The sequence below is a fragment of the Dactylosporangium sp. NPDC005572 genome (assembly GCF_040605515.1).
Lineage (GTDB): Bacteria > Actinomycetota > Actinomycetes > Mycobacteriales > Micromonosporaceae > Dactylosporangium.
Genome location: NZ_JBEXCY010000025.1, coordinates 39,426 through 59,243, shown reverse-complemented (window position 1 = coordinate 59,243; position 19,818 = coordinate 39,426). Strand labels below are relative to the sequence as shown.

Here is a 19,818-nt window from a genome sequence, read left to right as displayed (position 1 = left end):
AGGTCCAGGTGCACGTCAAGGCTGTCCTGCGCCCGTCCCGCCGACACCGAGCACACCTGAGCGCATCGGTCGTCACCGCCCTCGTGACCAGCATCGCGGCGGCCGTGATCTCCGCCCAGCCCGCCCAGGCCGCCCCGCCGACCTGGCCCAGCAACCCGAACTGGCAGAGCCTCGTCCCCGCACCGTCGAGCGACGCCGTCCGACCCGTCGCCGTCACCCGCACCAGCGGCTCGGTCACCAACGCCGGCGCGCTGACCGGCCAGAGCACCGGCTCAACCACGCTGCGGACCACCTCGGCCGCGTCACCCGCGACCATCGTGCTCGACTTCGGCAAGGAGGTCGGCGGCACACCGTACGCCACGGTCTCCGCCTCCACACCCACGAGCGGGTCGTCGAACACCCTGCGAATCGCCACGAGCGAAGCGCTGCCCTTCCTCACCGCCGGCAGCAACGGGCTCTACAACAACGACAACGGCTCCCCGATCAGCCTCAGCGTCAGCTCCGCCCGGACCTACACCGGAGCACTGCGCGGCGGGTTCCGGTTCATGGCCGTCCAGCTGACGACACCCGGCACCCTGACGCTTACCGCCGCCGGCGTCAACTTCAAGGCCTACCGCGCCGGCCCCGACAAGTACCAGGGCTGGTTCATCTCCAGCGACGACCAGCTCAACCGCATGTGGTACGCCGGCGCCTACACCGCCCAGATGGACATGGTGCCCACCGGCGTCGCCTCCTGCTTCACCACCCCCGTCATCTTCGACGGTGCCAAACGCGACCGCGCCATCTGGTCCGGCGACCTCATGATCACCAACCCGGTGGTCCAGCTGTCACTCGGCACCAACAGCGCCCCCTACGTCAAGGGCTCCATCGACAGCATCATGAACCTCCAGGCGACCAACGGCCGCCTCACCAGCGCCGTCGGCTTCCGCGGCTGCGGCAAGTTCGACTACGCGGTGACGTACTCGGCGTACTCCGCCATCCTCGCCATGCAGTACTACCGCTACACCGGCGACACCGCCTACATCAGCGCGCTGCGGCCGAAGCTCGAGTCCGCGACCGCCTACCACGCGACCCGGCTCGACGCCAACGGCCTCGTCGTCACCAACGACCCCGACTACTGGCAGACCACCCAGAACGGTGAGGTGACCGAGTACAGCCTGGCCTACTACGAACTGCTGCAGAACATGATCTGGATGGAAGACAAGGCCGGCACGGCCGCCAAGGTCACCGAGTACACCAACAAGGCGAACGCGTTGAAGAACGCCATCAACGGCCGGCTGTGGAACACGACCGCCGGCCTGTACCAGCACACCGACACCAGACCCAACGTCTTCCCCCTCGACGCCAACATGAACGCCGTCCGGCTCGGCGTCGCCCCGCCGGACAAGGTGCCGGGCATCCTCACCTACTTCAAGAACCGCTGGCAGGCCCACGGCAGCACCATCAGCCAGCCGTCACCGAGCATGGCCGACCCCTACGGCCACACCATCGAACCCCTCAACAACACCTGGGAGGTCATGGCCCGCTTCCAGAGCGGCGACACCGCCGGCGCCGTGGACCTTCTCCGCCGGCTGTGGGGCATCCAGGTCGACCCGAACAGCGGCTACTACACCGGCACCTTCTGGGAGTTCGTCAACAGCAACGGCCTGCCGTCCCGCGGCTTCGACAGTCTCGCCCACGCTTGGGGCGCCGGCCCGACCCAACTGATCACCGAATCGGTCCTCGGCCCCACGGCAGTCAACCCCGGCTACACCACCTGGCAGGTCAAGCCCCAGCCCGGCAGCCTCACCTGGGCCCAGGGCCAGGTGCCGACCTCCCGGGGTCCGCTCATCGTCAGATGGGCCCGGGACACGGCCGGCCAGTTCCGCCTGCAGGTGACGGCCCCGACAGGCAGCAGCGGCGAGGTCTGGGTGCCGTTGCTGACGGCCTCCGCCACCAGCACCCCGCCCGCCGGCGCGACGTTCGTCCGGCGTGACGGCACGTACGACGTCTACACGGTCGACGCGGGGACGTACGAGTTCACCTCGGCACCGTAGCCGCGTCGCAGCAGTGCGGGTGCCTCTCGCACTGGGGAAGGACACCCGCACCCATCAGGTGGCCGACGCGGTCCTGAGTAGCGCCAATGAGCGGTGTCTGCTGATCGGCAGACGCCCGGGGTCGGGGGCGAGGCTCCCCGACCCCGGGACGTCCGGTCACTCGGCCACCGGCGGCCGCGCGGACCGTGCGATCCAGGCCAGCGCGACGCCGCCGAGGAAACCGGCCGTGCAGTACGTCCAGGCCTGCACGGCGATGAACGCGCAACCGGCGGCGGCGATCGACAGCGCCCAGCGCGGGAGCCTGGTCACGCCCGCCAGGCCCGGCAGCGTCACCGCGACGGCGACGGCCGGCGGTCGAACTCACCGACCGCGAGGCCGACGTCCTGCACCTGGTGGCCGCGGGACTGTCCAACGCGGACATCGCGGCGCGGCTACGGATCGGCCCGGCGACGGTCAAGACCTACGTCAGCCGCCTGCTCGCGAAACTGGACGTGACCGACCGCGTCCACCTCGTGATCCACGCGTACGAGTCCGGCCTCATCACTCCGCACTCGACGGCCTGACCGCGCTTCAACTGCCGGCGTCGTGTTGCGACCGGGCGGCCTCGATGTCGCCCATGTGCCGTTCGGCCCAGTCCTTGACGTGGGCGAGGACCTCCAGCAACGACCGGCCCAGCGGTGTCAGCTCGTAGTCGACCCGGATCGGCATGGTCGGGGTAACCGTGCGGGTGACCAGGCCGTCCCGCTCCAGTCCACGCAGCGTCTGGGTGAGCATCTTCTGGCTGACGCCCACGATCTGGGCCGAGAGTTCGGAGTAGCGCAGCGGGCCACGCAGTCCGAGCGCCACGACGACCAGGCTCACCCATTTGTCGCCGATGGTCTCGATCAGCTGACGACTGGGGCAGCCCTGCTGGAACGCGTCATAGCAGGCCTCCGCCGGCACCGTCGCCTGGGTGGTTTCAAAAGCGGTCATGACGTACCTCCAGGTGCCCACTGCACTCCAAAGTGCCTACTTCCCAATGGAGAGTATGTCACCGACAGTGGTGTTAACGACAAACCCCTGAAGGAGAGACATCAATGCAAGCCCTGATCTCCCGTGCCGGCGATCCAACGCCGAGAGTCGAGCAGATCGACTCGCGCGATCTCGGCCCCGCCGAGGTTCGGGTCGCCGTGGCTGCCGCCGGATTCACCCTCTACGACGCCGTGGCCGCCGCCGACCACTCGCTGCTGGGCCTGCCGGACGTGATCGGCCTGGGCTTCGACTTCAGCGGCACGGTCGCCGAGGTCGGCGCCGACGTCGCGGGCGTGGCGGTGGGCGACCGCGTCGCCGGCCTGCACGGCGACGTCACCGCCCGCTCCCGGGCACACGCGAGCGAGGTGGTCGTGCCGGCGTCGAGCCTCGCGCTCGTCCCGGAGAACATCACCCTCGAGGCGGCCGCGGCCGCCACCCTGAGTGCGCTGGCGGCCCGCCAGGCGCTGGACCTGCTCGGGGATGGGCGTGGCCGGCTGCTGGTGACCGGCGGAGCCGGCGGGGTCGGGAGCTGGGCCGTCGCGCTGGGCGTGCGTGACGGCTGGGCGGTCGACGCCCTCGTTCGGCCCGGCACCGAGGCCCTCGCGCTGGCAGCCGGGGCGTCCACGGTGGTCACCGAGGTACCCGAGGCCTCCTACGACGCGGTCGTGGATGCCGGTGCGTTGCAGCAGGCTGCTCTCGCAGCGGTGCGCGACGGCGGCAGGTTCGTCGGCCTGAAGCCGGGTCAGCCGCTGGCCGCCGAGCGTGGCGTCACGGTCGCCGCGGTCCTGACCCGACCCGACGGCGCAGCGCTGGCCGACCTGCTCGGCCTCGCCGCGAAAGGTCATGCGCCGATCCGGATCGCCGCCACGAGGCCGCTGACCCAGGCCGCCGACCTCTACGCCGCCGCCATGGCGGCGCCGGGCTCCGACGGCCGGTGGCTCCTCATCCCGTAACCCACCCGCTGCGACGCACTGTGGGGACCAGGTCCGCATGGCACCTGGTCCCCGTGGCGTGCGGTCGTACAGCGTTCGTGGCGGCTATCGGCGACGGGTGCGACGGCCGGCGTTGGGGCCTCGGCCTGCGCGAGGTTGAGATCCGGTAAGGGCGGTCAGGCTTTCCACTGGTTGGTCGAGGTCGGTTGCGGTGAGCACTGGACACCCGAGCCGGGTCGACAGCCAGCGGCGCTGGTAGGCGCTCAGGTCATTGGCGAAGACGACAGCATCGATGTCCTTGCTCGAACAGGTCGTCGCGATCGCTTCGAGCTTTCCCGGGCCGATGAGGAAGCGCCGGGACAACGGGGCGGTCATGAGCCGTACCCCACCGTCGGAAACGCCCCTGCGCTGGACGAACCGTTCCAGCACGTGTCCGCCCAGCGCTGTCACCCGCGCGTCCAGGGCGTCGAGCCGTGCCTGGTAGTCGCGGTCCTTCGCGGAGAACAGCCCCACCAGGACTACGGTGCGGATGGCGGTCACCGGTACACGATCCCAGCCCAACCACGCCGTGTCACAGGAGATCCGGACGCTCACTCGTGGTGGTCGGTGGCCGGTTGCGGCGTCGTGAAGGCGAGGCGGATCATCCAGCCGAGGCCGGCGAAGAACGCGACCCGCTCGGCCAGGCCGGTCGGCATCGCGCGTGGTGGTTCGCTGCTGAAGGCGATGCCCGCCATGACGCCGGCGGCGACCCAGGCGACCGCGACGACGATCGCCACCAGCAGGCCGCCGGGCGGATACGGGCGGCGCCGGGTGGCCAGGGCCGTTGCGAACAGGCCCAGGAAGGTCAGCGTGCCGCCGACGTCGTGGACCTGGCCGTGCCAGGTGAACGCCTCGGGATACCTGGTGCCGGGCGGGGCGTCGGTGACGAACAGGCCGGCGATGACCAGTCCGGCGCCCGCCACTGCGGCCCACCGTACGGGCCATTTGCCTGCGTCGAGGCGGCGCAGGTGCGTCCGCACCGTGAGGACGCCGAGGCCGGCGGCGACGAGCGCGGCACAGTTGATCAAACCCCAGCGGCCCAGGGACAGGTGACTGATCCAGTGCCGGATCGGCGAAAGGTCCTCGCGGAGCGCGTCCTGCGTGACGATTGCGGCGAGGGCCGCCACGAGCAGGGCGCCGGCGAGTCGGGTTCGGTTGGTCATCGGCGTCATTCCTTTTCCCTTGTACTGCGGGACGGCGGCTCGGGCGGCGAACCGTCCACTGGGCCGTCCTGACCGGGGGCGGTCCGCTCGAGCGCCTGGAGTTTCCTGGTCACGATCGTCTTGTCGGCCCCGTTGTGGGTCATCGCTATCGCCTGACGAAGGAGGGCGGTGGCCGCCGCGGTGTTGCCGTCGGCGGTCTCGATATCGGCCAGCGCCGCCGGCAGGTAGGGGTAGTTCGCCAGCCGCGGATCGGACAGCAGCGGAACGATGATCTCTCGCGCCGCCGCGGTCCCGTAGGCCTTCCAGTGGGCGATGCCGCGGTTCAGTTCCGCCACCGGACCGGGGTGACGCTCGAGGTAGGAGTCGTAGAGCTGCGCGATCTGCGGCCAGTCGGTCGCCTCGAGGGTCAGTGCCCGGGCGTGGCATGCGGCGATGGCGGCCTGGTGGGTGTAGGGGCCGCCGCCGAAGCGGGTCGCGGTGGCGAGCGCGTCGAGGCCGCGACGGATCAGCAGGCGATCCCACAGCATCCGGTCCTGGTCCTCCAGCAGGACGGGGCCATCCGCGCCGGCTCGGGCGCGGAACCGGGAGGCGTTGAGCTCCATCAGGGCGAGCAGGCCGTGCGCCTCGGCGGCCGTCGGCAGCAGGTGGACCAGCATGCGGCCGAGTCGCATCGCCTCACCTGCCAGGTCGGGTCGGGTCCAGCCCTCGCCGGAGGTGCCGGCGTAGCCCTCGTTGAAGATCAGGTAGATGACCTCCAGGACCGCGGGCAGTCGATCGATCTGCTCGTCGCGGGTCGGGTTCTCGAAGGCGAGCCCGGCGTCCCTGATGGTGCGTTTGGCTCGGGCGATCCGCTGACCGGCGGTGGCCGACGGCACCAGTTGGGCGCGGGCGATCTCCTGGGTGGTCAGCCCGCCGAGCAGCCGCAGCGTCAACGCGACCCGTGCGTCGCGGCCCAGCGACGGGTGGCAGCACACGAAGGTCAGCCGCAGGATGTCGTCGTCGATGTGGCCGTCTGCGAGGTCCCCCATCGGAATGTCCTCCCTCCACGCCGCCTCCTCGGCGATGCGCTCGTACTTCGAGTCGAGGTCGACGTTGCGCCGGATCTGACTGACCGCCATGCGGCGGGTCACCGTCATCAGCCAGGCCCCCGGCCGATCGGGAACTCCCCCGGACGGCCACTGCTCCAGGGCCGCCACGAACGCGTCCTGCGCCACCTGCTCGGCCGCGCTCGGATCTCGCAGGATGGCGTGCGCCGCCGCGACCAACCGAGGGAACTCGATGCGCCACTGGTTCTCGACCATTGCGTGGTCGACGGGCGCCGGCTGCCGGCCCCGGCGGTCCGCCTGGCCGGGACCGGCGTCTGGGTCCGGACCGGGACCCTGCATCGGACGGGAACCGGGCCCGGAAGTCGGTTCGTTCAGTTCGGGTCTCCTGTCGCGTCGCCGGGTCCGCGGGGGCCGGTCACCTGCCGGATCTCGACCTCGCACCCGCCGTCGTGGGCGATGGCGAACCGGCGGCCCCACTCCCTGGCCTCGGCGAGGCTCCGCGCCTCGATGAACGCGAACCCGCCCACGATCTCCTTGGCCTCGGCGAAGGGCCCGTCGGTGATGCTGATCTGCCCGTCGTGGGCCACGATCCGGGCGCCGTAGGAACTGGGGAGCAGGCCGTCGGCCTGGAGCAGCACGCCGGCTACCGCGGCCTCCCGCATGAACTCGCCCATCCGCTGCATCAGTGCGGGGCTGGGCAGGCCGCCGGCCTCGAAGTAGTCGTTCGACTTGCTCATGATCAGGAAGCGCATCCGTGGCTCTCCTCGACGAATCCCGTGCCTCGACGTCCTCATGAGTGACGTCGTTCGAGGAGGCCGGTTTTCGACGTGGACGGCACGGCGTCTTCGGCCGGCGACGGAGAAGATCCGGTCGCCGGCCATGTCGAAAACCACCGCGGCCCGACCGACGTAGTTGTGTGACGAACACAGACCGCGGCGTGCCGGGCAGCAGCCCCCACGCCGACATCGGACGCCGGGACGAGCAGCCCGACGAGACGCGGTTCGAACCCGCGATCCACTACTGGGGCACCCCCGTCGTGCTGGTGTCGACCCAGAACCCCGACGGCACCGCGAACCTCGCGCCCATGTCGTCGGGCTGGTGGCTGGGCTGGAGCTGCATGCTGGGCTTCGACGCCACCTCCCGCACGGTCGAGAACCTGCGCCGCACCGGCGAGTGCGTCCTCAACCTTCCCGACGCCACCCTCGCCCCGCAGGTCGACCGGCTCGCGCGCACGACCGGCTCCGACCCGATGCCGGCCCACAAGGCCGCGATGGGCTACGAGTCCGTCGCCGACAAGTTCGGTCGCGCCGGCTTCACCCCGGTCCGGTCGGAGACGGTCGCGCCGCCGCGGGCCGCCGAGTGCCCCGTCCAGCTCGAAGCCGCCGTCACGGCGATCGGCGACTTCGGTGTTCGCGACCACCGGCTGCTGATCCCGGCCGTTGCCGTCGAGGTCACCATCAGGCGGGTCCACGCCCACCCGGACATCCGCTCGACGAGGTTCCACAACCGCATCGACCCCGGCCGCTGGGACCCGCTGCTGATGAGCTTCCTGGAGTACAAGGGCACCCGCCGCGTCGACCAGACATCCGGGCTGCGGCAGGTGGACGAGGAGTTCTACGCCGGCCGTTCCCCGCGCCGCATCACCCAGCGGGCGACGCGGTGACCGACCGGCCCGACACCGACCGGACTCCGGCGTCGAACCACCCGGCCCGCGACGAGCCGGACGTCGGCGCGGCCGTGATCCAGCACACCGCACCGTCCAGCGACCACTACACGATCCACCAGGAGCCCTTCATGCGCAGCATCACCGCCAGCTTCTTCATCTCCGTCGACGGCGTCGTCGACGCCCCGCAGCAGTGGCACTTCCCCTACGCCAACGACGACGTGATGCGCGTGGTCAGCCACGCCACCGAGGACGTCGACGCCCTCCTGATGGGCCGGCGCACCTTCGAGGAGTGGAAGGCCTTCTGGCCCGAGCAGCGCGGCTACCCGCTGGCCGACTTCATCAACAGCACCCACAAGTACGTCGCCAGCGACACCCTCACCGACCTGGGCTGGGGCCCTTCCAGCGCCCTGTCGGGCGACGTCGTCGCCCACGTCGCCGCCCTGAAGCGCTCCGAAGGCGGCACCATCGCCATCAACGGCAGCGGCACCCTGACCCGCCACCTGCTGCAGGCCGGCCTCGTCGACGCGTTGCACCTGCTGGTCCACCCGCTGGTCGTCGGCACCGGCAAGCATCTCTTCGAGGCCGGCACGGCCCCGGTCGGGCTGTCCCTGGAGTCCCAGGAGTACTTCGACAACGGCGTGAACTACCAGGTCTACCGACCGGCCGCGGTCGACGACGCCGCCTGACCACGCCCGATGCACATCAACAGGGGGACATCCATGAGCGCCACCGGTACCGACTTCACCACCACGCTGCTCAGATCACCGGACGGCACCATGATCGCCGTCGACTCCATCGGCTCCGGGCCGCCGCTCATCCTGGTGGGCGGCGCCTTCAGCTACCGCCGATGGAAGGGATTCGTCGATCTCGCCATCCGACTCTCCGACACGTTCACCGTCCACGGCTACGACCGGCGCGGCCGGGGCGACAGCGGAGCCGGCCCCACCGCTTCCGGGGCCGCCTCCGGGGCCGCCTCCGGGGCCGCCTCCGGGGCCGCCTCCGGGGCCGCATCGGTCGCCGCGGAGGCCGGCGACCTGGCCGTCGTTGCCGAACACGCCGGAGCGGACTCCCTGATCTTCGGCATGTCCTCCGGCGGCGTCCTCGCGCTCCGCTCGGTGGCCGCCGGGGTGCCCGCGCGCGGCGTCGTCGTCTACCAGCCGCCGTTCGTGGTCAGCGACTCCGGCGCCCTCCCACCGGCCGACTTCGCGGAGCACCTGGACCGCCTGGTCGCCGAGAACAACCGGTCGGCCGCCGTGCGCTACTTCATGACCAGGGGCATGGGCGCTCCCGCGCCGATCGTGGCCCTGATGCGACTCGCGCCGTTCTGGAAGGACCTCAAGGCGGTGGCCCACACGCTGCCGGCCGATGTCGCCGTCATGGGCGACACCATCGAGGGCCGGCCGCTGGCCCGCCACCCCTGGGGGCAGATCGAGGTACCCACCCTCGTCCTCGACGGCAGCAAGAGCCCGAAGGCGACCGGCCTGGCGGCCGACCAACTCGCCGGCCGCCTGCCGGCCGCACAGCGGGCCACCCTGGCCGGGCAGGGCCACAACGTCGCCATGACCGCCCTGGAGCAGGCGATCCGCGGGTTCGCCGGCCGCTCCAACTGACCCGAAACCAACCCCTTGAAAGGTACTCAGATGTCCACCGTGACAACCCTGCGCCCGGCCCGACGCGACACCGTCTCCGCACGGCTGCTCGCGGGTATCGTCTCCCCGATCCTGTTCCTGGTGGTCAGCTACCTCCAGATGCCGTTCAATCCCGGCCTGGACCTGACCAGGCACGCCTTCAGCTACCTCAGCATCGGCGACACCGGCCCGATCCAGCAGACCAACTTCATCGTCATGGGTCTGCTGAACATCGTCGCCGCGACCGGTCTACGGCAGGTGGTCGGCGGCCGGCTGGGAACCGCAGCCGCGGTCCTGCTGGCCCTCGACGGGCTCGGCCAGATCATCGCCGGCGTCTTCACCCTCGACCCGTCCAACGGGTTCCCCGAAGGCGCTCCGGCCGGCCTGCCGGAGGTTGTGAGCACGCACGGCAACCTGCACGGCGTCGGGTTCGGCCTGTCGATGTTCTCCTGGCTGGCCCTGCTGATCCTGCTCGGCCGGGTCCACAAGGTGGCCGGCGAGCGGGGCTGGGCGCGGCTGAGCATCCTGGCCGCCGTGGCGCTGCTGGTCACCGCGGCGTGCCTGATGCTGCCGTTCGGGACCGTCCTGCTGTACATCGTGCTGTCGTCGGCGTGGCTCTTCATGGCCGCGACCTTCCAGCACTTCCGCTCGCCGTCGGCCCGTACCTGACCGGAACCCCGACGCCGCGGCGACGCGGAGCCGGGGCGATTGCCGGAACAGACACCTGGTGTCTGGCGCCGCCTGCGGGCGGCGCCAGACGTCAGTGGGCGATGTCGACGACGACCCGGGTCGGGTTGCTCAGGAGCATCACCCGGAACCCGGTCCGGTGGTTCGTGGTGATGAAGGCCGACACTGTCCCGTTGTCGTAGACGGCCAGCGACACCGACCGTGCCTGCGTGAGGCCGATCGGCACGGGGTTCGGGCCGCCGACGACGCCGCGCTGCGTGGTGGCGGCGGTGAAGCCGACATGGATCGTCGTCGGTGTGGGGACGGTGTAGGCGACGCTGAGCAGCGGCGTCGTCGGCGTGCCGAGGTCGAAGACCACCCGGTCGTAGCCGGGGTGCTCGCCCGAGCGCACGGCGTCGATGCGGACCTGCGCGGCGGTACCGGCGCCGCCCTGGAACCGCTCGGTGCTGAACGGCTGGGTGGGCTGGTGGGCGACGTCGACGGCGATCCGGGGCGGGTTCGTCAGGCGCAGCACCCGGAAGCCGACCCGGTCGGCGAGCCCGAGACCGAAGCTGACCCGTCCCTCGAAGGCGCCGCCGGACTTGATCTGGCGCAGGGTGGGCAGCCGCGGGTTGTACACGCGGGTGAGGTCGAAGTTGTACGCGTACGCGCCGTCGAAGACGACCAGGAGCGTGGCCGCGCCGTCCAGCGGGATCGGCGTCCCGGTGCCCTGGCCGACGAGCGAGCCGTACGCCACCCGGTACCCGGGGGTACCGCCGCTGAAGTCGAAGACCGTTCGGTCGTACTGCTCGTGCCGGCCCGTCCGCACGCCGATCACGGTCGGCGGGTTCGGGTCGTACGGCGGCACGGTGGCGGTCCCCGTCACGGGCGTGACGCTCGTCGGGGCCGGGAGGTCGCCCGCCGCGGCCGCCGTGCCGGGCACGATGAGCACCGGGGCGACGACGACGATGGCGAGCAGCGTTCGAAGCTTGGTCCGCATGGCGATGTCCTTTCGAGGGGTCGGGACCGTTGGCATGTCCCAGACGCCTCAGCCATCGACTCGGTTTACCGCCGCTCGGACCCGAGTCCTTGATTCGACACCGACCCGGCCGACAGGTCCCAGTCGAGCTCCCACCGCCGCAGGCCGCCGTCGCCGTGGCCGGACAGGATGTAGCGCCCGTCCGGGGTCAGCGCGAGGCAGGTGGCGCCCCGCTCGTGGCCGTCGAGCACGCGCAGGCGGCGCCCGTCGGTTGCGTCCCACACCGAGACGAAGTCGGTGTACCGGCAGGAGACCGCGACGCGTCCGTCCGCGGTCAGGGCGACCGCGTCGGGCGTGTTCTGTGCCGGGCCGAACGTGCGCACGACGGCCCCGGTCGCGGTGTCCCACAGCCGCAGGCCCTCGCCGCTCTCTCCGGTGAGGGCCAGGCGGCCGTCGGCGCTGAGCGACACCGACCGCATGGTGTGGAGGAAGCCGCCGCGCAGCTGGTGCACGCACTCGCCGCTGTGCAGGTCCCACAGCTGCACCAGGTCGCCGCGCGCGGCCGCGACGAGCCGGCCGCCGAGCCGCAGCGCCCGGAAGGCGGCGCCGCCGCGCAGCTCGCGCCGCAGGTCGCCGGTGTCCAGGTCCCAGGTCCGGATGCGGCCGTCGCGGCCGGCGACGATGGCCTGCGAGTCGCCGGCGGTGAACCGGACCGGCACCGACTCCCTCATGTGGACGTTGCCGGTCACGACGCGCAGGCACTCGCCGGTACCGAGGTCCCACAGCCGCACGGTGCCGTCCCGGCTCGACGAGAGGGCCCGCCGCCCGTCGCCGCTCAGGCAGACCGCCTCCACCATGTGCTCGTGACCGGCGAGGACCCGCACGCACGCGCCGTCGTCGAGGTCCCACAGGCGGACCGTCGCGTCGCAGCCTGCGGAGACCGCGATCCGGCCGTCGGCCGACAGGTCGACGGCGCCCACGTCGCGGGTGTGGCCGGTGAGGTACCGCGACGACCAGGCCGTCCGCAGGGCCGTGCGGACGGCCCCGCGGCCCAGTGCCCACCAGGCGGTCATGATCCGCGGCGCCCGCTCGTGGCCGGGGACGGCACGGGCCTGCCGCAGCCTGTCGAGCGCGGTCGCGAGCCGCCCGGCCGCCGCCGCGTGCTCCGCCTCCGCGACCAGCGCCTCGACCCGGGCGCCCAGCCGGTGCAGCTCGTCGGTCCGGCGAGGACGGCTCAGCCGGGGCGCGGCGCGGTACTCGCCGGGCAGCCGCCACCGGCGGACCGCCCCGTCCCGGCCGGCCGACAATGCCGACCGGGCGTCCGCGTCGAGGTGGACCGCGGCGGCGCCGCCGGCGTGCCCCGGGAAGGTGCGCAGGCACCGGCCGCTGTCCAGGTCCCAGTACCGGACGGTGCCGTGGTACCGCTCGGCGGAGACCAGGACCCGTTCGTCAAGGGACAGGGCGTCGGCCGGGGTGCCGCCGGTCAGGATGCGGATCCGCCGGCCGTCACCGAGGTCCCAGACGCCGATCGTGCCGTCGAGACACCCGACGGCCGCGAACCGGCCGTCGGCGCTGAGGCCGAGGGCGGCGACCGGGGACGGAGCCTGGGCCAGCTCGCGCCGGCACCGACCGGCCGGCAGGTCCCACACCCGCGCGACGTGCCCCTGCCCGACGGAGACGGCGCTGCGACCGTCGGCGCTGACCGCCACCAGCCGCGCGCCCGCATGCTCGTCGAGCGTCCGTGGCGGCCCGCCGCGCAGGTCCCAGATCCGCAGTACCCCGTCGAGCCCCGCGTAGAGGACGAGGCGTCCGTCGGGACTCAGGCCGACGGTGGTGGACTGGGTGCGCAGGGCCAGCTCGCCGAGCCCGTCGCCGCCGCCCCACCGGGGCGGGTTGGGGCTGGCGTAAAGGAGCCGGCTCCGGGGGCGTCTGGCGGTCAGGTCCCAGTGCCGCACGGTCTCGTCCTCGCACACGGAGGCGGCGTACCGCCCGTCCGGCGTGAGGCCGGCGGCGTGCACCCGGCGGCGGTGCCCGGCGAGCCGGTGGCGCATCCGTCCACTGTGGATGTCCCAGAGCCGCAGCGCGCCGCCGGGTTCGCCGGTGAGGGCGAGCCGCCCGCCGGGGTCGGCCGCCAGCGGTACCCGCCCGGGTACGTCGTCGACGGGCGTCCAGGGCACGGTCCAGGCGGCGACGGCGCCCGCGTCGACGAGCGTGCCGGCCGTCGGCAGCACCGCCCGCAGTACCGCCTCGCCGAGCAGCTTGCGGGCGGCGGTGAGGTCGCCGCGCTCGAGGTGGATCTGGGCGAGCACGTCGCCGGTGTCGGCCCGGAGGCCCTCGAGCTCGGCGACCAGCCGGTCGTCGGTGACCGCACCACGACGCCACCGGTGGAGGCCCGCGTTGTAGGTGGCCGCCACGTGCTGCGGGTCGGCGGCGAGGGCCCCGGCGAACGCCTGCTCGGCCTCGGCCGGGCGGTCGAGGTCGAGCAGCGACAGGGCCCGGTTGCTGAGCTCGTCGGCCCGCAGCACGGCCGCCACGGGAACGGCCCGGGGGTAGGCACGGCCGGTGTGCCGCTCGTAGGCCATGACGAGGACGCCGGCAACCGCGGCCACCGATGCGGGCCGGTCATCGGGCGCCTCGGCCAGGCAACGGTCGAGCAGGTCGGCCACCTCCGCCGGCATGGCCGGCGGCCCGTCGTCGCGGCGGTCGTCGCCCTCGCCCGCCGGCTGGGCGGCCGACGCGAGGCTAGAGCCGCGGGCCGGTTGCGTCGCCGCCGTGGGCTGAGGGTCGTCGGCGTGGTGGGTGGCCGGCGCGTGCCCCGGATCGTCGGCAAGGTAGGCGGCCAGGGCGTGGCGGGCGGCCGGGCCGGCCATCCAGGTCACGCCGCCGGTGAACATCTCCAGGATCGACACCGCGAGGCTGTAGACGTCGCTCGGCGGGCCCGCTCGGGCGCCCGCCGCCTGCTCCGGCGAGGCGTAGGCCAGGGTCATGCCGCCGCCCGCGGCCAGGCCGAAGTCGGTGAGCTTCGCGACGAAGGCGCCGTCGGCGTCGTCGACGAGGATGTTGGCGGGCTTCACGTCGCGGTGGGTGACGGAGCGGGCGTGGGCGTGGGCGAGGGCCCAGGCGGTCTGCACGGCCGCGTCGAGGATACGTTCCACGGCGGCGGTCTCGCTGCCACGGTACAGGCGGCGGTCGTCGATCCAGTCCCGGAGGCTTCCACCCGCGATGTACTCGGCGAAGGCCCGCGGGACGCCGTCGAGCACGCGGACGTAGTAGCAGGAGCACACGTGCGGGTGCAGGCCGAGCGACACCCACGTCTCGGCCTCGGCGACGAAGGCGTCCCGGGGGACCTCCGGGCGTGGGCTCTTCACCGCCAGGTCGACGGCCCACTCGCGGTGGCGGACGCGGTACACCAGACCCATGCCACCCTGCTCATGCACCTTGAGGACCTCGTAGCGGCCGTCGACGACGTCGCCGACGCGCCACACCGCGGCGGGCTCAGGCATCGCCCAACATACCGCGCCCCGCCCGGAACCGCGGCTCGGCCGTCGCGGTACTCACCCCGCGGCCGTGATGCGCCAGCCGGCGGCGTCCTGCCGCTGCCGCCAGAAGGCGGCGAAGCGGCCGCCCGCGGCGAGCAGGTCCTCGACGGGGCCGTCCTCGACGACGCGGCCGTCCTCCAGGAAGACCACCCGGTCGGCGTGGCGGATGCTGGCGAGGCGGTGGGCGACGATGACGCGCGTGCGCGGCACCGGGTCGTCGGTGAGGGCCCGCACGATCGCCGCCTCGTTCTCGGTGTCGAGGGCGCTGGTGGCCTCGTCGACCAGCAGGATCGGCGCCGGCTTGAGCAGGGCGCGGGCGATGCTCACCCGCTGCCGCTCGCCGCCGGACAGCGCGGTGCCGGCCTCCCCGACGGCGGTGCGGTCGCCGTCGGGCCGCCGTGCGGTGAGCTCGTCGACGCGGGCGAGAGCGACGGCGTGGGCCAGCCGGTCCGGGTCGGCGCCGGGGTCACCGGCGAGGACGTTCTCGCGGACCGTGCCGTCGAACAGGTAGGGGTGCTGGAACACCACGCTCACCAGCGCACCCCGTGCCTGCGGGCCGAGGGTGGCGGCGTCCGCGCCGTCGACCAGGACGCGGCCCGCGGTCGGCTCGTACAGCCCGGCCAGCAGCGCGAGCACGGTGCTCTTGCCGGAGCCGGAGGGGCCGACGATCGCCGTCGTGCGGCCGGGCTCCAGGGTCAGGTCGAGGTCCTGCAGCACCGGCGGGGCGTCGGGCGCGTAGCGGAAACCGACCTGCTCCAGCCGGATGCGCGGCGGTGTCGCGGGCACGGCGGGGGCGGTCCCGGCCGCGGGCCCGGCCGGCGCCGCGGGGGCGTCGCGGACGGCGCGGATGCGGCGCAGGGCCGTCGTCGCGGCTTCGAGGCCGGGGGTGAGGTCGCCGAGCGTGGCGAAGGGTTCCAGGTACCGCGCGATCACGACGATGAGGGCGACCGCCTCCGGCGCACCAATGTCCCCGCGCACGGCCAGGACCGTGGTCGTCCCGGCGAGCAGCACGAGGGCGACCTGGCTGGCCACGCTGAACAGGAGCTGCCCGGGGATCTGCAGGAGCAGCAGCCGGACGGTGGCGCCGTGCTGGGCGGCGAGGGCAGCGCCGGCCAGGCTGCGGGCCGGCTCGGCCCGCCGCGCGGCGCGCAGGGCCGGCTGGGTGCGGGCGAACTCGACGATCCGCTCGGTGAGCGCGGTGTTGGCGTCGGCGGCGGCACGGTCCGCGGCCCGGCCGACGCGCCCGGCGGCCCAGAACGCGCCGAGCAGCACCGGCACGCCGGCGAGGGCGGCCAGGCCCAGCGGCGCCGAGACCGGCAGCAGGGCCAGCCCGATCGCGACCGGGAGCAGGATCGCGCCGAGGACCGGCGTGACGAGGTAGATGATCAGGCCGACGAGGTCCGGGCCGGTCGCGGCGATCGCCTGCCGCGCGGTGGCGGTGTTCTCGGCGGTGAACCAGGTCAGGCGGGTGTGGCTGAGCCGGTCGGCGACGTCGTGCTGGGCGTGGTCGAGCAGCGCGAAGCCGAGGTCGATGCCGACTCGCGCGGCGAGCGCGTCGACGGCCCAGCCGGCGGCGGTGACGGCGGCCAGCGCCGCCAGCCACGGCCACGCGCCGCCCGGGTCGTTGCCGAACAGGGCGCCGACGAGCGGCACGAGCAGGACGGCCGCGGCGGCCCGCAGGACCACGCCGAGGACGGTGAGGGCGGTGTGGCCGGCGACGCGGCGGCGCCGGTCGGCGGGCAGCAGCCGCAGCAGGGTCCTGATCACAGGGTCGCCTCCTCGGGCGTGGCGGAGCGGGTCTCGCCGGCGGTCCAGAGCCGGTGGTAGCGGCCGCCCGCGGCGAGGAGCTCGTCGTGGGTGCCGGTCTCGGCGACGCGTCCCTCGTCGAGCACGACGATGCGGTCGACGCCGGTGACGGTGTGCAGGCGGTGTGCGATGACCACGACGGTCCGGCCGGCGGTGAGCCGGTTCAGTGCCTGCTGGACGAGGTACTCCGATTCGGGGTCGGCGAACGCGGTCGCCTCGTCGAGCACGAGCACGGGGGTGTCGGCGAGCAGCGCCCGGGCGATCGTGAGGCGCTGCCGCTCGCCGCCGGAGAGGGCGGCGTCGGGCCCGAGCACGGTGTCGTAGCCGTGCGGCAGGCGGGTGATCCGGTCGTGGATGTGCGCGGCCCGGGCCGCCGCCTCGACCTGGTCCCGCGTCGCCGTCGGGACGGCGAGGGCGATGTTGTCGTGGACGGTACCGTGCACGAGCTGCGTCTGCTGGAACACGAACCCGACCCGCTCGTAGAGCTCGTCGGCGGTCAGGTCGCGCAGGTCGCGCCCGCCGACCCGGATCGTGCCCTCGCCGACGTCGTGGAAGCGGGCCAGCAGCGCGGCGAGGGTCGACTTGCCTGATCCGGACGGGCCGACCAGTGCCGTCACGGTGCCCGGGCGCAGCACCAGCGAGACGTCCCGGATGACGGGGACACCGGGCCGGTAGGCGAATCCGACCCGGTCGAACACCACCGTTCCCGGCTCGTCCGGCGCGCTCGCGGCGGGCCCGGCGCCGATCGCCAGCTCCGGCTCGTCGAGGGTGTTCTGGACGCGGCGGGCGGCGAGCAGGCCGGTGCGCAGGCCGCTGAGGCCGTAGCCGATCCCGAGCAGCCGCGCGCCGAAGCCGGTGCCGAGCAGCAGGAACGGCAGCAGCTGCACCGGCTCCATCGACCCGGCGGTGACCAGCCACGTGCCGAGGGCGGCGATGAGCAGCAGGAACGTCGCCGGGCGGGTGGCCAGGTCCATCGCCGTCTTCTTGCCGGTGAACGGTCGCTGCCAGTCGTTGAGGAAGCCGATGTACTCGTCGAGCCGCGCACGGAAGGTGGAGGCCGTCGCACCGCCGAAGACCCGGATCACCGGCTGGCCCTCCAGGTAGGCCCCGGCCTCGCCGTTCATCCGCTCAGCCCAGCGCAGCGCCTGCGCGGTGCGGGTGCCGGACTGCACGATCATGATCCACATCGTGACGATGTAGACGAGCACCGGCAGGAACAGCGCCAGCGCCAGCCGCCAGTCGACGGTGAACAGGTAGGTCAGGACGGCGACCGGGGCGACCACGGCCGCGGCGGCGTCGGGGACGGCGTGGGTGACGAGGTAGTGCAGAGCGAGGGTGTCGTCCTGCACCACCTGCTTGACGTGCCCGGAACCGCGCGCGGTGAACCAGCCCAGCGGCAGCCGGGCCAGCTTGCCGAGCAGCCGGTGGCGCAGCTCCCGCGCGAAGCGGGCGTCGACCGCGTGCAGCCACAGCGTCAGCGCCGAGCCCAGCAGCATGCCGGCGCCGAGCAGGCCGAGCGCCCAGCCGCCGACGCTCCACAGCTCGCCGGCCGGCGCGCCGGCCAGCACCCGCCGGGCCAGCTCGACGAGCAGCACGAACGGGGCGAGCTGGATGAGGGTGACGACGGCCTGCAGCGCCCCGGCGAGCCACAGGGTCCGCTTGAGCGGCACCAGCAGCCGGCCGGCGGCCTGCGCCCGCCACGCCCCGCGCGCCGGTGCCGGTGCGGACTCGGCCGCAGGCGGCGGCGCCGTCTGCTCCTCGGGTGGCGCCGTGGAGCGGCGCTTGCCGAACGCGCGGCCGTGGTACCAGTAGGCCTGCGCGTACACCTCCGACTTCGGGAACCCGAACTCGTCGCGCAGCCGGACCCGCAGGTGTCTGAGCGAGCCGGACTCCGGGCCGGCCCACGCGTACCAGTCCGACCAGTCCCGCGCCTCGATCGCGGCCGCCAGCGACGTTTCACCGTGCCGGGGCACCCAGTGCGTGCGCAGCCGCGGATGGGTCGTGAGCGGGATGAGGCGGTCGGCGTCATCGTGCTGTTCGAGGTACAACTCGATCGGGATCTCCGCGGGAACCGCGCCCAGGATGCCGTTGACCGCCGGGATCGACGCGGAGTCGCCGACCAGCAGGTAGCCGGCCGGGGGCTCCTCCGGCACGTCGAACCGCGACGAGCCGAGCGAGGAGACCGTGATCTCCCACCCCGGCTCGGCGCGCTGCGCCCACACCGACGCCGGGCCGGCCGGCTCGTGCAGCACCATGTCGATCGTGAACTCGCCGGTCGATTTGTCCGCCGAGGTGATCGTGTACGCGCGCTGGTGCTCGGCCTCGCCGCCGTCCGGGTCGGGGAACCAGAACCGCAGCCACGCCGTGGGCTCAGCGACCGCGTCCTCGAACAGCGTCGGTGAGGTCAGCCGCACCCGCACGAAGTGCGGCGCGATCACCTCCCGGCCCACGACGGTGGCCCGGTGGTCGCGGGCGCCGAAGCTCCGCATGAGCGCGCCCTGGAACCCGCGCTTGGCCATCACAACTCCTTCTGGGTGCTGGAGAGGTCCGCAATGATCTCCGCAACGGCCCGTCCGGGCGGCGCGGCCAGCAGCAGGCCGCGGATCGCGCCGGTCAGCACGAGGCGCACGTACTCGGCGCGCTGCAGCTGCGGCAGCGCGAGATGGGCCGGGCCGAGGTCGTCGTCGACGACGATGCCGGCGATCGCCGCCTCGCGCTCCCGGCCGAGGCCGCCGGCGTCGTCGTGCTCCGCGGCCGCGCTGTGCTCCTCGGAGGCCGCCATCGCGATGCTCAGCGACGCGACGGCGCCGCTGAGGACGATCGCCGCCTCCGTCGTGTAGCCGCGCCTGGCGAGGGCCTCGACCTCGTCGGTGAGCAGCCGCCGGCCCGCGTCACCGCGCGGGAACAGCACCTGCAGGTACCGTGCGAGGCCCGGGTGCGCCAGGATGAACCCCCGCAGCTGCAGCGCGAACGACAGCAGGTGCGGCTCGACGTCCAGTGCCGCATCGTCCCGCAGCGTCAGCTCCCCGAGGATGCTCTCGCCGACGAGCCGTTCCAGGCCCCACCGCCCGTCCACGTGCCGGTACAGCGCGGCGGCGGTCACGCCCAGCTCGGCCGCGACCGCCTTCACGCTCAGCGCCTGCATCCCGAGGGCGCGCCCGGCCCGCACGATGTCGTCGGTGCCGATGCGCGGCGCGCGGCCGCCGATGCGGGGGTCAGCCATCCGCCCACCTCGTTGTTATAGGGGGTAACAAAGGGTAAGCTAACCTAAGTTCGAGGGACGCGCAACGGGGTGACCGGAAGGACG

17 protein-coding genes and 1 pseudogene are annotated in these 19,818 nt (G+C 73.2%); 7 read left to right on the top strand and 11 right to left on the bottom strand.

What is annotated here, in order from left to right; genetic code table 11:
• Window positions 1–8 precede the first annotated feature (8 nt).
• Entirely contained in the window at window positions 9–2,036 is a 2,028-nt protein-coding gene (locus tag ABZS66_RS15630) for an alpha-L-rhamnosidase C-terminal domain-containing protein (protein ID WP_354757996.1), read from the top strand.
• A 156-nt stretch (window positions 2,037–2,192) separates the two neighbouring features.
• Here the strand turns inward: ABZS66_RS15630 and ABZS66_RS15625 are convergent, their stop codons facing one another.
• Window positions 2,193–2,345, bottom strand: coding sequence for a hypothetical protein (locus ABZS66_RS15625; protein ID WP_354757994.1), 153 nt, complete (start codon window positions 2,343–2,345; stop codon window positions 2,193–2,195).
• A 47-nt stretch (window positions 2,346–2,392) separates the two neighbouring features.
• On the opposite strand from ABZS66_RS15625, the pseudogene ABZS66_RS15620 reads away from it, so the two are divergent.
• A pseudogene (locus ABZS66_RS15620) lies at window positions 2,393–2,599 on the top strand (helix-turn-helix transcriptional regulator); the annotation flags it as partial.
• Between the two features lie 7 nt (window positions 2,600–2,606).
• Here ABZS66_RS15620 and ABZS66_RS15615 read toward each other — a convergent pair.
• Complete coding sequence (locus tag ABZS66_RS15615; protein ID WP_354757992.1) at window positions 2,607–3,008, bottom strand: helix-turn-helix domain-containing protein; 402 nt, start codon at window positions 3,006–3,008, stop codon at window positions 2,607–2,609.
• Window positions 3,009–3,112: 104 nt separating this feature from the next.
• Here ABZS66_RS15615 and ABZS66_RS15610 point away from each other — a divergent pair, with 104 nt between their 5' ends.
• Entirely contained in the window at window positions 3,113–4,000 is an 888-nt protein-coding gene (locus ABZS66_RS15610) for a zinc-binding dehydrogenase (RefSeq protein WP_354757990.1), read from the top strand.
• A gap of 84 nt (window positions 4,001–4,084) precedes the next feature.
• Here the strand turns inward: ABZS66_RS15610 and ABZS66_RS15605 are convergent, their stop codons facing one another.
• From ABZS66_RS15605 to ABZS66_RS15590, 4 genes are all read right to left on the bottom strand, one after another.
• Complete coding sequence (locus ABZS66_RS15605; RefSeq protein WP_354757988.1) at window positions 4,085–4,519, bottom strand: hypothetical protein; 435 nt, start codon at window positions 4,517–4,519, stop codon at window positions 4,085–4,087.
• A gap of 50 nt (window positions 4,520–4,569) precedes the next feature.
• Window positions 4,570–5,181 (bottom strand): DUF998 domain-containing protein, encoded by a 612-nt coding sequence (locus ABZS66_RS15600; RefSeq protein WP_354757986.1) that lies wholly within the window; start codon window positions 5,179–5,181, stop codon window positions 4,570–4,572.
• Window positions 5,182–5,186: 5 nt separating this feature from the next.
• The gene (locus ABZS66_RS15595) at window positions 5,187–6,482 is read right to left on the bottom strand and encodes a sigma-70 family RNA polymerase sigma factor (RefSeq protein WP_354757984.1); all 1,296 of its coding nucleotides are present in this window, start codon (window positions 6,480–6,482) and stop codon (window positions 5,187–5,189) included.
• 116 nt (window positions 6,483–6,598) lie between these two features.
• Window positions 6,599–6,979, bottom strand: a complete 381-nt coding sequence (locus ABZS66_RS15590; RefSeq protein ID WP_354757982.1) for a YciI family protein — start codon at window positions 6,977–6,979, stop codon at window positions 6,599–6,601.
• A gap of 164 nt (window positions 6,980–7,143) precedes the next feature.
• On the opposite strand from ABZS66_RS15590, the gene ABZS66_RS15585 reads away from it, so the two are divergent.
• The 4 genes from ABZS66_RS15585 to ABZS66_RS15570 are packed head-to-tail and all read left to right on the top strand — an operon-like array spanning window position 7,144 to window position 10,190.
• Complete coding sequence (locus ABZS66_RS15585; RefSeq protein ID WP_354757980.1) at window positions 7,144–7,890, top strand: flavin reductase family protein; 747 nt, start codon at window positions 7,144–7,146, stop codon at window positions 7,888–7,890.
• Complete coding sequence (locus ABZS66_RS15580) at window positions 7,887–8,579, top strand: dihydrofolate reductase family protein (protein ID WP_354757978.1); 693 nt, start codon at window positions 7,887–7,889, stop codon at window positions 8,577–8,579. Before ABZS66_RS15585 ends, ABZS66_RS15580 begins: the two co-directional genes overlap by 4 nt.
• A 33-nt stretch (window positions 8,580–8,612) precedes the next feature.
• On the top strand, window positions 8,613–9,503 hold the full coding sequence (locus tag ABZS66_RS15575; RefSeq protein WP_354757976.1) for an alpha/beta hydrolase: 891 nt from the start codon (window positions 8,613–8,615) through the stop codon (window positions 9,501–9,503).
• Window positions 9,504–9,533: 30 nt separating this feature from the next.
• The gene (locus tag ABZS66_RS15570) at window positions 9,534–10,190 is read left to right on the top strand and encodes a DUF998 domain-containing protein (RefSeq protein WP_354757974.1); all 657 of its coding nucleotides are present in this window, start codon (window positions 9,534–9,536) and stop codon (window positions 10,188–10,190) included.
• Window positions 10,191–10,281: 91 nt separating this feature from the next.
• Here the strand turns inward: ABZS66_RS15570 and ABZS66_RS15565 are convergent, their stop codons facing one another.
• From ABZS66_RS15565 to ABZS66_RS15545, 5 genes are all read right to left on the bottom strand, one after another.
• Window positions 10,282–11,187, bottom strand: a complete 906-nt coding sequence (locus ABZS66_RS15565) for a hypothetical protein (RefSeq protein WP_354757972.1) — start codon at window positions 11,185–11,187, stop codon at window positions 10,282–10,284.
• 65 nt (window positions 11,188–11,252) lie between these two features.
• Window positions 11,253–14,669, bottom strand: a complete 3,417-nt coding sequence (locus tag ABZS66_RS15560; protein ID WP_354757970.1) for a serine/threonine-protein kinase — start codon at window positions 14,667–14,669, stop codon at window positions 11,253–11,255.
• A 51-nt stretch (window positions 14,670–14,720) separates the two neighbouring features.
• On the bottom strand, window positions 14,721–16,472 hold the full coding sequence (locus ABZS66_RS15555; protein ID WP_354757968.1) for an ABC transporter ATP-binding protein: 1,752 nt from the start codon (window positions 16,470–16,472) through the stop codon (window positions 14,721–14,723).
• Window positions 16,469–19,030 carry an ABC transporter ATP-binding protein/permease gene (locus tag ABZS66_RS15550; protein WP_354757966.1) on the bottom strand — a complete coding sequence of 854 codons (2,562 nt, stop codon included), beginning with the start codon at window positions 19,028–19,030 and terminating at the stop codon, window positions 16,469–16,471. The genes ABZS66_RS15555 and ABZS66_RS15550 overlap by 4 nt, the downstream gene beginning before the upstream one ends.
• Window positions 19,030–19,734, bottom strand: coding sequence for a hypothetical protein (locus ABZS66_RS15545; protein WP_354757964.1), 705 nt, complete (start codon window positions 19,732–19,734; stop codon window positions 19,030–19,032). Before ABZS66_RS15545 ends, ABZS66_RS15550 begins: the two co-directional genes overlap by 1 nt.
• Window positions 19,735–19,818 lie beyond the last annotated feature (84 nt).